We start from the raw sequence: 12,952 nt of genomic DNA, 5'->3' as shown, positions 1-12,952 counted from the left end.
TCAGGCGGTGCCGCCGACGGTGACGCCGTCGATGCGCAGCGTCGGCTGGCCAACGCCGACCGGCACGCTCTGCCCTTCCTTGCCGCATACGCCCACGCCCGGGTCCAGCTTCATGTCGTTGCCGATCATCGACACCCGGTTCAGCACCTCGGGACCATTGCCGATCAGCGTAGCGCCCTTCACCGGATAGGTGATCTTGCCATTCTCGATCATGTAAGCCTCGCTGGCCGAGAACACGAACTTGCCGTTGGTGATGTCGACCTGGCCGCCGCCAAAGTTCACCGCGTACAGGCCGTTCTTCACCGACGCCAGGATTTCGCCCGGGTCCTTGTCGCCGCCCAGCATGTAGGTGTTGGTCATGCGCGGCATCGGCAGGTGCGCGAACGATTCGCGCCGCGCGTTGCCGGTCACCGGCATTTTCATCAGGCGCGCGTTCATCGTGTCCTGGATGTAGCCCTTCAGGATGCCATCTTCGATCAGCGTGGTGCACTGGGTCGGATTGCCTTCGTCGTCGATGTTCAGCGAGCCGCGGCGGTCGGCCAGCGTGCCGTCATCGACCACGGTGACGCCCTTGGCCGCCACGCGGTCGCCGATGCGGCCGGCAAAGGTCGACGAGCCTTTGCGGTTGAAGTCGCCTTCGAGGCCGTGGCCAATCGCCTCGTGCAGCAGGATGCCCGGCCAGCCAGGGCCCAGCACCACGGTCATCGGGCCTGCCGGCGCCGGGCGCGCGTCGAGGTTGACGACCGCCGATTTCACGGCGTCATCCGCGTACTGCTCCAGCAGCGCGTCGCTGAAGTAGCCGTAATCGTAGCGGCCGCCGCCGCCCGACGAGCCGACTTCGCGGCGGCCGTTCTGTTCGACGATGACGGTCAGCGACACGCGCACCAGCGGCCGGATGTCGGCCGCCAGCACGCCATCGCTGCGCACCACCAGCACCACGTCGTATTCGCCGGCCAGGCTGGCCATCACCTGCACCACGCGCGGGTCCTTGGCGCGCGCCATCTTTTCGATGCGCTCCAGCAGCGCCACCTTGGCGGTGGCGTCCAGCGACACCAGCGGATCGTGCGGCAGGTACAGCGAGCGGCCGCCGACATGGTTCATGGCGCCCGCCACCTTCACCTTGCCGGCGCCGGCGCGGGCGATGGTGCGCGTGGCCGAGGCGGCGTCGAGCAGCGCCGCCTCGGAGATTTCGTCCGAATACGAAAACGCGGTCTTGTCGCCCGACACCGCGCGCACGCCGACGCCCTGGTCGATCGAGAAGCTGCCGGTCTTGACGATGCCCTCTTCCAGGCTCCAGCCCTCGTTTTTGGTAAATTGGAAATACAAGTCGGCGTAGTCGACCTTGTGGGTGAACATCGCGCCCAGCGTCTTGAGCAGCTTGGCCTCGTCCAGCCCGAACGGCGTCAGCAGGATATCGCGCGCTACGGCCAGGGTGGACAGATTCGGTTCAAATGGCTTCATGGTGATGCTTTCTGTTAGGTGTTACCGGCATTGTAGTGGATATCACATGGTCCGGTGTTTCAGGGCCGGCAAGCTGTCGCGCACGCCTTGCATGTATTCGAGATCGATTTCGCCCCGCACCACGCCCTCGCCCTCGGCCTGCACCGCCTTGACCGTGCCCCACGGGTCGATCAGCATGCTGTGGCCCCAGGTGCGGCGGCCGTTCGGGTGGATGCCGCCCTGCGCAGCGGCCAGCACATAGCACTGGTTTTCGATGGCGCGCGCGCGCAGCAGGATCTCCCAGTGCGCCATGCCGGTGGTGTAGGTGAAGGCGGCCGGCACCACGATCAGCGATACCGGGCCCATGGCGCGGAACAGCTCCGGGAAGCGCAGGTCGTAGCACACCGACATGCCGACCTTGCCGAACGGCGCCTCGAACACGCCGACCTGCTTGCCCGGCACAATCGTCTTCGATTCGTTGTACGACTCGCTGCCCTTGGTGAAGCCGAACAGGTGGATCTTGTCGTAGCGGCTGGCGTGCTCGCCGTCCGGGTTGTACACCAGCGTGGTGTTGATGACTTTCTCCGCGTCATCGGAGGCCAGCGGCAACGTGCCGCCGATCAGCCAGATTTTCAGCTCGCGCGCCAGGCCGGCCATGAAGTCCTGGATCGGGCCGCTGCCGAGCGGCTCGGCCACTTTCACCTTGTCGCTGTCGGTCAGGCCCATGATGGCCCAGTATTCCGGCAGCAGCACCAGCCCGGCGCCGTCCTGCGCGGCCTGCGTCACCAGCCGGCGCGCGGTGGCGATGTTCTGGTCGACGGTCGGCGAGGAAATCATTTGAATGGCGGCAACAATATGGTTCATGGCGTTCCCTTGGTAGGTTCTGGTTTTGTAGCGTCGAGCTTGGTCACGACCGGCGCCTTCCATGGCCCCGACACCTGCATATGATATGTCAGCGCCTTCATCACCGGTGCACTGAGGAACAGTTGCGCCAGGAAACTGCCGAGGCCGATGACCGGGTTGACCGCCAGCGCATACACCAGCGGCGCCGTGCCGAGGTTGACCTGCGGTATCACCACCACATGCAGGTTGGTGGTTTCGTTGGCGATGTCGGCGCTGCCGTCCATCAGCACAGTTGCGGACACGCCGTGCATTTTCAAGTTGTCGGTCTTGACGATGCCGCGCGCGATGCTGGCGTTGGCGGTGATGCCGTCGAACGCCAGCCCTTCCGAGAAGACGTCGTGGAAGTCCAGTTTGAGCAGGCGCGGCAACGCTTGCAGGCTCAGCACGCCGAGCAGCTTGGCGGCGCCCGGGTCCTGCTTGAGGAACTGGCCTTTTTCCACGTTCAGCGTGATCTGGCCGGACAGGCTAGGCAGGTCGAGCGCATACGGCACGCCTTTCCAGGCGATATCGCCCTTCAGCGTGCCCTTGCCGTTCTTGACCGTGTCGACAAAGCCGAAGCGCTCCAGCAGCTTGCCGGAATCGTGGATCGCCAGGTTGAAGTTGAGGCTGGTGTCGTGCTGGCCGTTCCTGCTGACCCATTTGCCCGAACCGTTCAGTTCGCCGTCGGCGTTGGCCAGCGCCAGCTTGCTGACCCGCCACTCGCGCGCGCTGCCCTGCTGGGCGTTATTGGCCTGCAATTCCAGCCGCCCCAGCGGCTTGTTGAACAGCTCGAAACGCTCGACCACCACGTCCAGCGCCGGGATGGTGGCGGCGGCGCTCTTGCCGTCGAGCAGATCCTGCACCTCGGTCGAGGCCGAGGCCGGAATCACCAGCGATGACAGCCGCGCCGTCACCTTGCCCAGGCCGGCGCCGCCGGACGGCTCGACCCAGGTGATGTAGCCGTTGGCCTGGGTCGAATCGATGCTGGCCTGCCAGTTGCCCTTCTGGTGGCTGACGCCGATGACGATGTTTTCCAGCTTGCGGCCGCCAACGATCAGTTCGCTGGCGCGCGCGGCGATGGTATCGGGCATGACATACTGCGTGAAGTCGGCGGCCTCGGCCGTGGTGGCGGAGGCGCCGGAAGCCGCCGCACCGGCGCCGGCGCCGGCGACAGCGTCGCTGAAGTCCAGCCAGGTATCGACGTTGAACTGGCGCATATTGATGTTGAAGGCCATGCCGCTGTCCGGCTCCGGCGCCGGCGCGTTGACGCCGATGCCGCCGCGCACCAGCTTCCAGTGCTGGCGCGGCATTTTCTGCCGCTGGTAGCGCGCCGCCACGCTGCCGCCAAGGCTGATGCGGATGTCGTCATGCAGGTAGCCGCCCGCGTCCGGCGTCAGCCCCGCGCTCAGCAGGAAGCGCACCGGCATGCTGTCGCCGGCGCTCTTGGCCAGCGGCGCCGGCAAGTCCAGCGCCAGGCCGTTGAGGCTGGAATCAACGGCGATCTGCAACTGGTGGTCGCGCACCGTCACCGTGCCGCTGTAGCGCGTGGCGCCGGCGAAGCGCTCGCCGAGACGCTGCATGGCAGGCATCGCGTAGGTCTGGCGGAAGCCGTCGGCCGTCATCAGACCGCCGAGCTTGACGACGATGGCATTGTCCTTCTGGCTGCCGCCGGTGATCGACACCGGCCCGCCGAGGAAGTTGCCCGACAGCTGGTTCAGATTGACGCCGCGCTCGTTGAATTCGATCTTGCCCTGCGCCGATTGCACCACCGGCAAATCGTTCATCAACGTGATGTCGTTGTTGGCCAGTTGCAGCGTGCCGTTGACCTTGGTGTCGATGGCGTGCGCCAGCGGAATGCGCAGGCTCAGCGCCAGCCTGGCGTTGCCGCTGGCCTGGGTTTCGTCGGTGAAGTGCGAAATCCAGTCCAGCACCGGGCTGATCGCCACATACTTGAGGAATTCCTGCATCGGCCCGGCCGCGTTGCCGTCAATCTCCAGCATCGAATCGTGGATGGTCAGGTCCGGAATCACGGCTTTCACATTGCTCAGCGCAACGCCGGCGGTGGTGGCGGTGTCGCCGCGAATTTCCATGCGCGCGCGCTCGAACACGAAGCTGCCGTTGATGTGCTCGGCCTGCGGCCACAGCGGCAGCGGCTTGCCATCCTTGCCGATTTCCTTGCCGTCGTGCAGGTAGTAGCCCGGCTCGTAGTTCAGCCTGGCGTCGCTCAGCTTGCCGGCGACGCGGAACTCGCCCTGCGCCTTGCTGTCGCCATGGAACGGGAAATGCGCCAGGTCGCCGCGCAGGCGGATGGTCACGTCGCTGGCCTCGCCGACTTCGAGCGCGCCGGTCAGCCAGCGGGTCAGGTCGTGCGGCGTCTGCATCGGCAGGTAGCGGCCGATGCGGTTGATCTGGAAGCCGGTCAGCGTTCCGCTCAGGTCGGCCTTGCCCGGTCCCTTGCCTTCCAGCGACAGCAGGTGCGAACCTTGCAGCGTGCCTTTCAGGCCTTCCTGCTCGAAATCGAGGTCGTCGATCTGGAACAGCAGCTGGTTGCCGGCCTCGAACGACCAGCGCGCCTTGAGGTCGAGGTGGTCGAACGGCATCGACGCTTCGGCAAAGTAATCCGGCATCTGCAACACCAGCTGTTGCGAATTGAGGCTGAAGCTGCCGCCCTTCTCGGTGGCGTCGATTGCGCCGCTGAGATTGTCGAAGCCGGGAATGGCCGGCATGCCGGCGATGGCCGGCGTCTTGCCCGACTTCGGCTGCGGCAGGCGCGGCGGCTGCGGTTTCAGGCCCAGCGCCACCAGCTCGCCCTTGACGCGGTAGGTCTGCAAGGCCGGGAACGTGCCCTGCCACTCGGCCGAGAAATTGCGCAGCAGGCCGCGCGGGGCGAAGCCGGCCACCATCTTGTGCTGGTGCTCGCTCAGCGGCAGGCGCTCGGCCAGCCCGGCCAGCGTTTGCAAATCCAGCTGGCGCGCGCGCAGCTCGACTTTTTCCGGCCGCGCGCCGGCCGCTGCCACATAGGTTTCGGACAGCGAGGTCGGTGCCATCACCAGGCCGTCGCGCGTGGTCAGCGTCAGATTGTTCAGTTGCAGGCTGTGGCCCAGGGCGCCGAAGCGCGGCGTGACGGCGCCCTTGCGCGCCAGCGGCGGCCGGACGTCCTCGCGCACGGCGATGCGCCCGCTCAGCTGCTGCAAATCGAGCAGCGGCAATTCCTTGCCCAGCACGGCGGTGATGTCGTTCAGGCCGACATCGGCGGTCACCTCGGTCAGGCGCGACTGGTCGATGCCGATCCAGGCGCGCAGCGAGCCGCTGCCCTTGCTCAACTCAAACGGGTAATCGATCCAGGCTTTCCATGCCAGCAGGTCGGCGCGGCGCACGTCGGCGTACAGCTCGCCTTTCCACATCGATACATTCGACACGCGCGCGCCGAAGGCCGGGTGGGTGAAGTCGGCGCGCACGTCCAGCGGCGCGGCCAGGCCGGCCGGCGGCGTGGCGCGCGCGGAAAATTCATGGTGCAGCCAGTTGTTGCGCAACACCAGCGTCAGCTTGTCGAGCGCCAGCGGCGGCGCCGCGCGGGTGCGGTCGGTCCATTGCACGCGGCCGTCGTGGATGACGATCTGGCGCTGGGTCAGCAGCCAGTCCAGTCCCTTGCCGTCGCCCGGCTTGTCGGGATCGATGAAGATGCCGGCCACGTACAGCTTGCCGTCGCGGTCGCGCAGCATGTTCAGGTCTGGGCGGTGCAATTCCAGCGCGTGGAAGCGCACGGTGCCGGTCATCGCCGTCCACCACGACAGCGTGGCCGAGACGCTCGGCAGCGTCAGCGCCGGCCGGCCCTGGCGGTCGTGCAGCACCACGTCGCCGAGGAACAGGTTGGGACGGAAGCCGCTCCACGAGGCATACACGCGGGAAATGGTGACCGGATTGCCGACCGCGCGGCTGGCGGCGCGCTCGATATCGTCCTTGTAGTGGTCGATATTCGGCAGCACCGCGTAGCGCAGGGTCAGGAACAGAATGGTGAAGGCGAAATACGCCAGCAATGCCAGCTTCAGCGTGAAGCCCAGCACGTGATGGGTGGCCTGGTTGCAGAACCGATAGGCGGCACGAAGCCGATGCCAGCGCGCGGCCAACGGGCCTTCGCCTGTCACGGTCTCCTCTTCTGGTTTTTGCATTAATACGCTAATAAATCAGGCCATGCGTCAAATAAATAGCTAAACTCGGTTTTTGGAGCAATTCTACCTTATCCCCCTATGAGTTCACCGTCCGTCTCACCGTCTGTCCCGCCTTCGGCATCCCGCTTCTACCAGCGCTGGCTCGCGGCCGCGCCCGACCGTGCCGCCAAGGCCGATGAATTGTCGCAATTATCGCTTGCCCGTATCGACCTGGAAGAATATTTACAAAAAGAAGCAGCTGGTAAGTTGCCGCTGGCGCGCGCCATGCGCCGCCTGCGCAACCTGCTGGTCTGCACGCTGATCCGGCGCGACCTGGCCGGCCTGGCCAATCTGGCCGAGGTGGTGGACACCATGACGCGCTTCGCCGACTTTGCCATCCAGAAACACATGGCCGAGCTGCACGCGGAGATGGCGGCCGCGCACGGCGAGCCGATCGGCCGCGATTCCGGCGCGCCGCAGCAGATGATTGTGCTGGCGATGGGCAAGCAGGGCGGCGGCGAGCTGAATGTCTCGTCCGACATCGACCTGATCTTTGTCTACGGCGAGGATGGCGACACCGCCGCCGGCGCCGGCCAGCGCGGCCTGTCGAACCACGAGTTTTTTGTCCGCCTGGGCAAGAAACTGATTGCCGCTTTGGCGGAGATCACAGAAGATGGCTACACGTTCCGCGTCGATATGGCCTTGCGGCCGAATGGCAACTCGGGGCCGCTGGCCGCCAGCCTGGGCATGGTGGAAAACTACCTGATCGTGCAGGGCCGCGAGTGGGAGCGCTACGCCTGGGTCAAGGCGCGCGCGGTCACCGGGCGGGCCGAGGATATCGCCGCGCTGGACGGCATTGTGCGGCCGTTCTGCTTCCGCCGCTACCTGGACTTCGGCGTGATCGACGCCATCCGCAATATGCACGCGCAGATCCGGGCCGAGGTCAACCGCCAGGAGCGCCTGCACCCGGACCGCAGCAACAACGTCAAGCTGGGACGCGGCGGCATCCGCGAGATCGAGTTCCTGGCGCAGGTGTTCCAGCTGATCCGCGGCGGCCGCGACGCCGCCCTGCGCGACCGCTCGACCCGCACCACGCTGCGCATCATCGCCGAAAAAGGCCTGTTAAGCCACGCCATCGTCTACCAACTGCTGGCTTCCTACACCTTCCTGCGCAATCTGGAGCACCGCCTGCAATACCTCGACGACGCCCAGACCCACACGCTGCCGGCCAACGACGCCGACCGCCAGACCGTCGCCGAAATGATGGGCCTGGCCGACGTGGCGACGCTGCTGGCGCAGCTGGAGGCGCACCGCCAGTTCGTCGCCGGCCAGTTCGACGAAATGTTCTCGGACAAGACCGAAAGTGGCGAAAACGATATCGCGCTGCAATCGAGCAATGAATGCGCCGATCCGGACAACCGCGAAGCGATGGTCGCGCGCTTTACCGCGCTCGGCTTCCAGCAGCCGGAGGACGCCACCAAGCGCCTGATCGCCACCTGGCAGGCGCCGCGCCTGCAATCGATGCCCGAGGCCAGCCGCAACCGCCTGCAGGGACTGATCAACACGGCGCTGCCGCTGATCATCCAGGCGTCGCAGGAATCCAGCGGCAGCCAGCTGGCCACGCTGGGCCGGCTGCTGGACTTCCTCGAAGCCATTGCGCGCCGCTCGGCCTACCTGTCGCTGCTGACCGAATACCCGCACACGCTGGCGCGCGTGATCCGCATGGTGCACGCCAGCGGCTGGGCCGCCAAATTCCTCAGCCAGCACCCGATCCTGCTCGACGAGTTGCTCGACGACCGCGTCCGCAACGCCGTGTTCGACCCGGCGGCGCTGGCCGCCGACATCGACAGGCAGCTGGCCGCCTTCCCCGGCGACACCGAGCGCCAGATGGACATCCTGCGCGAAATCCACCACGCCCAGCTGTTCCACCTGCTGGCGCAGGACCTGGCCGGCGACCTGACGGTGGAAAAGCTGGCCGACCACCTGTCGGCGCTGGCCGACACCATTGTTGCCGCCACCATCAAGGCCGCCTGGCAGACGGTGGCCACGCGCCACCGCGAGGTGCCGCTGTTCACCGTCATCGCCTATGGCAAGCTGGGCGGCAAGGAGCTCGGCTATGTGTCCGACCTGGACGTGATCTTCCTCTACGACGACGCCGACCAGGAGGCGCCGGCCCAGTACGCCAAACTGGCGCAGCGCTTCATCACCTGGATGACCTCGCACACCTCGGCCGGCATCCTGTTCGACATCGACACCGCGCTGCGCCCGGACGGCGCCAGCGGCATGCTGGTGTCGTCGGTGACGGCGTTCGAGAAATACCAGAGCAACGCGGCCTGGGTGTGGGAGCACCAGGCGCTGACGCGCGCCCGCTACTGCGCCGGCGACGTTGCCATCGGCCAGCGCTTCGAGCAGATCCGCGAGGCGGTGCTGCGCAAGGAGCGCCCGGCCGACGGCCCGCTGAAACCGGAAGTGATCGCGATGCGCAAGCGCATGATGGACGCCAGGCCGAACACCAGCGCCCTGTTCGACCTCAAGCAAGACCCGGGCGGCATGATCGACATCGAGTTCATCGTCCAATACCTGGTGCTGCAACACGCCCACACCTACCCGCAGCTGACTGCCAATTTTGGCAATATTGCCCTGCTGCGCATCTGCGCCGAACTGGGCCTGATCGACGCCGGCCTGGCCGCCAGCGTCGCCGACGCCTACCGCAAATACCGCAAGCTGCAGCACCAGTTGCGGCTGCAGGGACAGGACCTGGCCCGCATCGCGCCGGACCTGGTGGAAGAGCAGGCGGACCAGGTGCGCGCGCTATGGAATAGCTTGTTTAATAATCCGGAGAAACCGTGACACGATTATTTGCGGTATTTGTTATCGGCCTTGCGCTGTGCGGCGTTTCATCGGCGACAGCCAAGGGCGGCGATGAGGAAGCGGTGGCCATGGTGAGAAAAGCCGTGGCCATGGTTAAAAAGGAAGGCAGACAGAAAACCTTTGCCGCCATTTCAGATCCGGCCAACACCACATTTCACGACCGCGATCTGTATATTTATGTGTATGACTTTAATGGTATTGCTTTAGCTCACGGAAATAATCCCAAGATGGTCGGGCAATCTTTAATCGGTCTCAAGGATATTCAAGGCAAGTTCATGATTAAAGAAATGATTGCGGTGGCGAAAACAAAAGGCAGCGGCTGGGTCGAATTCAAATGGCCCAATCCAGTCACCAAGGCAGTCGAGTCGAAGACCGGCTATGTCGAGAAAGTCGACGACTTTCTGATCGGCTCCGGCGCCTACAAATAATCCCTCCCCCGTAACGTGCCAGAAATTGGCGCAAACAGGCTAGAAAGCAGCCTGACTCTCCTCTGCGCGCCCGGCGCGGGTTGTTGTATTTCTATCGTGCGCGCTGAACAAACTTTATTTTTTGCCTATACTGGCTTGGCAGTATCACAACGATAAATAACCACCCCGGGAGAGAGTGCATGAAAAAGATCGCCTTAAAAGCTAGCGTGATTGCTGTTGGCCTGGCACTGGGTACGTCGTATGCCCAGGATGCCCCTATCGAAAAAGTGATTATCACCGGTTCCAATATCAAGCGCATTGATGTTGAAACTGCTACTCCGGTGCAAGTATTGCGCCGCGAAGAAATTACCCGGCTCGGCGTCAATTCGGTGCGCGACATCGTCGATACCCTGACCTCGTCCAATAGCAGCGCCTTGTCCGATATTGGCGGCTCGAATTCCTTTGCCAGCGGCGCCTCGTCGGCATCGCTGCGCAATCTCGGCAAACAATCGACGCTGATATTATTGAATTCGCGCCGCGTCGCCCCTTATGCACTGGCCGATTACAACGAGGTATTTACCAACCTGGATTCGCTGCCGCTGGACGCGATTGAACGGGTGGAAATATTGCGCAACGGCGGCTCGGCGATTTATGGCTCCGACGCCGTGGCCGGCGTCATCAACATCATCACCCGCAACGATTTCCAGGGCGTGCAGGCGCGCGCCAACTACGAGCAATCGCTGAAAAACGATCAGTTCAAGACCAAGACCGCCAGCCTCACGGGCGGCTTCGGCGACTACAACAAGGACGGCTACAACGTGCTGGCCAACGTCGAGGTGTTCCAGCGCGACAGCGTCATGTGGCGCGAGGTGGTGGACGATATCAACCCGGCCTACGGCGACAAGTTCTCGGCGGTGGCGCCCGGCAGCGGCGCGATGTTCGGCAACCGCGGCGCGCCGTCCACCTTCTCCTACCCCGGCAACCTGATCGGCCAGGGCCCGGTTGCCGGCTGCACCACGCTCAACTCCGCCGGCCTGTGCGTGTACGACCGCTTTGCCCAGTTCCAGGCGGTGCCGAAGGCCGAGCGCGTCAACGCGCTGGTGTCCGGCAAGCTGAAGCTGGCCAACCAGATGGAAGCCTACTCGGAACTGCTGTACTCCAAGACCAAGACCACCTATATCGGCGCGCCCGGCACCTATGGCTCGACCACCGCCGACGCCGTCTGGGGCGACCCGTCCACCGGCGCCGGCAAGCAGTTCGGCTACCGCTTCCTGTCGCCGGACTCGCCGCTCAACAACACCGGCGAGCCGCTCGAACTGCGCTACCGCTTTGCCGACGCGCCGCAGGGCAACCCGAACGACAGCGACCAGTACCGCGTGCTGGCCGGCCTGCGCGGCACGCTGGGCGGCCAGTGGGACTGGGACTCCGCTGTCGGCGTCATGGGCAGCAAGACCAAGAGCCGCTCGTATGGCGCACTGAGCGACAGCGGCTTCAAGGCCGTGGTCGGCGACTACACCAGGACGCTGGCAGGCGACCCGGCCTGCGAGGCCAACTTCCCCGGCTATTGCGAATACACGGCGGCCGATCCGAACTTCTTCAACGGCTTGTACAAGCTGGGCCAGAAGAACGCGCCCGAGGTGCTGCGCCAGCTGTTCCCGGAACAGGGCTACGACGGCAAGATCACGCAATATTTCATCGACGGCAAGATCAGCGGCGAAGTCGGCAAGATCGGCGAGCGCGCCATCGCGCTGGCGGTCGGCGGCGAGGTGCGCCACGAGAAATTCAAGATCACGCCGACCGCCAATCTGGCCACCGGCGACATCGTCAGCTACGGCGCCGCCAGCGCCGACGCCAGCCGCACCACCGAGGCGGTGTTCACCGAGGTCAACCTGCCGGTCACCGACAAGCTCGAACTGATCGGCGCCGCCCGCGTCGACAAATTCCCCGGATTCAAGGCGCACGCCTCGCCGAAGGTGGCCGCGCGCTGGGAGGTGACGCCGGCCTTCATGCTGCGCGGCACCTACGAAGGCGGCTTCCGCGCGCCCAACCTGACCGAAAGCGCGCAATCGAGCAAGTTCGCCTTCGACAACGGCGTCACCGATCCGAAACGCTGCAACCAGGCGCGGGCGCTGGCGCGCGATCTGCGCGCCTCGGCCAACGCCCTGCCCGACAGCGATCCCAACCAGGCGCTGCTGCTGGCGCGCGCCGACATCGTCGAGCAGAACGAGTGCGCCGGCGGCGTCGCCAGCGTGGTGCGCAACAATCCGGGCCTGAAGCCGGAAACCACGCGCAGCGCTACCGTCGGCTTCGTGCTGGAGCCGGTCAGGGGCAGCAATCTGTCGCTGGACTACTGGCACATCGAGCGCAAGGACGAGATCGGCCTGAAGACCACCGACGACCTGCTGGCCTCGGAAGCGGATCAGCCCGCCGGCGTGATCAACCGCGGCGCGCTGGCGTCGGACAAGACCTTCACCCCCGCCGAGCGCGCGCAGTACGGCGTCACCGCCGGGCCGCTGGTGTCGACCTCGGGCCAGTTCGAGAACGTGTCGCGCACCAAGACGCGCGGCGTCGACCTGAGCGCCAACAGCCGCTTCGACACCGGCATCGGCCGCCTGGACCTGGGCCTGAACGCGACCTACCTGCTGGAGCTGAAGAACTTCAGCGCCACGCTGAACAACTACGGCGACAACCTGGCCGGCCGCTACAGCTATCCTAAAACAGTGGCGAACCTGACGTCGACGCTGCGCACCGGCAACTTTACCAACGGCCTGCGGCTGGTGTACCAAAGCCGCACCTCGCTGCAGGGCGATTTCTTCGACGAGGTTTACACCCGCCAGGGCTGCGAAGACCTGGAATGGAGCGCCAGCGAGTGCAAGGTCAAGGCTTACGGCCGGCTCGACTACACGTTCAGCTACAGCGGCATCAAGGATCTGACGCTGTCGCTGTACGTGCGCAACATTACCAACCGGCGGCCGCCGCTGGACCTGCGCCAGTTCTCCGAGGAAGGCGGCGTGATCCCGCAAAACCTGGCCGACGTGCAGGGGCGTTCGGTGCGGCTGACCGCGGAATACCGTTTCCGCTAGACGTAAAAAAGGCCACCGCGAGGTGGCCTGTCGCCGTCATGCCCGCGCAGGGGAATCCATGCTGAGCCTGTTGCTCACAGTCTCCATGGGTTCCCGCCTGCGCGGGAACGACGGGATTGGC

The 12,952-nt window shown here is 65.1% G+C and carries 6 protein-coding genes; 3 read left to right on the top strand and 3 right to left on the bottom strand.

Annotation, left to right across the window (positions count from 1 at the left end; translation table 11 throughout):
* From tldD to ACRQ5J_RS07500, 3 genes are read right to left on the bottom strand one after another with little or no spacing between them, the layout of a single operon-like run.
* Nucleotides 1–1,461, bottom strand: coding sequence for a metalloprotease TldD (gene tldD / locus ACRQ5J_RS07510; protein WP_432382263.1), 1,461 nt, complete (start codon nt 1,459–1,461; stop codon nt 1–3).
* Between the two features lie 42 nt (nt 1,462–1,503).
* Nucleotides 1,504–2,304, bottom strand: a complete 801-nt coding sequence (locus ACRQ5J_RS07505; RefSeq protein WP_432382261.1) for a carbon-nitrogen hydrolase family protein — start codon at nt 2,302–2,304, stop codon at nt 1,504–1,506.
* Nucleotides 2,301–6,491: a YhdP family protein gene (locus ACRQ5J_RS07500; RefSeq protein WP_432382259.1), complete on the bottom strand. Its 4,191-nt coding sequence runs from the start codon at nt 6,489–6,491 to the stop codon at nt 2,301–2,303. The genes ACRQ5J_RS07505 and ACRQ5J_RS07500 overlap by 4 nt, the downstream gene beginning before the upstream one ends.
* Nucleotides 6,492–6,569: 78 nt before the next feature.
* Here ACRQ5J_RS07500 and glnE point away from each other — a divergent pair, with 78 nt between their 5' ends.
* From glnE to ACRQ5J_RS07485, 3 genes are all read left to right on the top strand, one after another.
* Nucleotides 6,570–9,320 (top strand): bifunctional [glutamate--ammonia ligase]-adenylyl-L-tyrosine phosphorylase/[glutamate--ammonia-ligase] adenylyltransferase, encoded by a 2,751-nt coding sequence (gene glnE, locus ACRQ5J_RS07495; protein ID WP_432382257.1) that lies wholly within the window; start codon nt 6,570–6,572, stop codon nt 9,318–9,320.
* Complete coding sequence (locus tag ACRQ5J_RS07490) at nt 9,317–9,769, top strand: cache domain-containing protein (RefSeq protein WP_432382255.1); 453 nt, start codon at nt 9,317–9,319, stop codon at nt 9,767–9,769. Before glnE ends, ACRQ5J_RS07490 begins: the two co-directional genes overlap by 4 nt.
* A gap of 179 nt (nt 9,770–9,948) precedes the next feature.
* On the top strand, nt 9,949–12,831 hold the full coding sequence (locus ACRQ5J_RS07485) for a TonB-dependent receptor domain-containing protein (RefSeq protein WP_432382254.1): 2,883 nt from the start codon (nt 9,949–9,951) through the stop codon (nt 12,829–12,831).
* Nucleotides 12,832–12,952 lie beyond the last annotated feature (121 nt).

The organism is Duganella sp. P38, assembly GCF_050859475.1.
In the GTDB taxonomy this organism is placed as follows: domain Bacteria; phylum Pseudomonadota; class Gammaproteobacteria; order Burkholderiales; family Burkholderiaceae_D; genus Rugamonas.
Note: the sequence above shows the minus strand (reverse complement) of the source record. Positions and strands in the feature narration are given on the sequence as shown.